Below are 1,164 nucleotides of genomic sequence, written 5' to 3' on the forward strand. Positions count from 1 at the left end.
GGGGCAGGGCTATCGCATATAACCCAGGAGTGAGAGCAGGAAGGTTTCATCCCATCCGGCGCGCTTGATCTTGGTCTTGATGGAGCCCTTGTCGGGGTGTTGTCGCAGGGTGTTGAGGGCGATCTTTCGGATGACGGCGAGGTTTTGCGGGGCGTTGTCCTTGCGGCTGCGCGAGGCGTCTTCGAGCAGGGCGACGTCGAGCACCCAATGGAGCTGGTTTTCGATGGTCCAGTGGGTTCGGGCGACCTCGAGCATTGTTTCGGACGACACAAGCGTGGACAGCAGGAAGAAGCGGACGATGATCGGCTCTGGCGCGCCGGCGCGCTTGCAGTGGGTCTCGACGCGGGCGACGGCGGCCAGGCCGGGGAAGTCGATGTCCGTGGCCGCGACGACCAGGGCGGCGCGGCCTTCGACGCGGTCGTGGGCCTTGGCTGGACCCTGGATGGCCTCCAGGGCCGGGTCGGCGGCTTCGATCAGGGCTTGGGCCTGGGCCAACAGGGTCGGTTGGTTGGCCTTCAGGGCCAGGGCGTAGTCGGCCCCGGTGTCGAGGATGATCTGAGCGGTGTCGGCCCGGCAGTGCAGGGCGTCGGCGGTGACGATGCAGCCCTTCAGGCTCAGCAGGGCCAGGGCTTGCTGGGCGCCCAGCACCTCGTTGCGGCCCGGCGCCAGGCGCTGGCCGATCACCAGCCGGGCCTCGGCGGCCCAGACATTGACCAGGTGCAGGGGCGAGCTCTTGCGTCCCCGCTCGTAGGCTCCGCGCAGCGCCTTGCCGTCGATGGCCACAACCCCCTTCAGCGCCCCGGCGAAGGTGGCGGTGAACTTGGCGAAGGCGGTCTCGAACGGCTCGGGCGCCAGCAAGCGAAACACCCGACTGAAGGTGTCGTGGCTAGGCGGCCCATGCTCCAGCTTCACCACCTGGCGCAGGAAATCCAGCTTGGCCCGCGCGAAGGCGGCCATGTCTGTGCAGTCTTCCGCCCCGCACAGCACCGCCGCCAGGGCCACAAACATCAACTCCAGAAGATCGTGCCGCGCGTTGCCGGCGCGAGGATCCTCCACCACCGAAAAGCAGGATGTGAACGTCTCCATCCCAGAGCCTCCGCCTCACAAAGCAGACACCCTCAGAATCCCGTTCGGATCAAAAATCCATATGCGATTCCCCTGCCC

General features: G+C 66.8%; 1 protein-coding gene. It reads right to left on the minus strand.

From position 1 onward, the window contains the following. Positions 1-9: 9 nt before the first annotated feature. Entirely contained in the window at positions 10-1,086 is a 1,077-nt protein-coding gene (locus AC07NX_RS26190; RefSeq protein WP_494646052.1) for an ISAs1 family transposase, read from the minus strand. Positions 1,087-1,164: the final 78 nt, after the last annotated feature.

It is taken from the genome of Caulobacter sp. GW821-FHT09A05 (genome assembly GCF_059418465.1).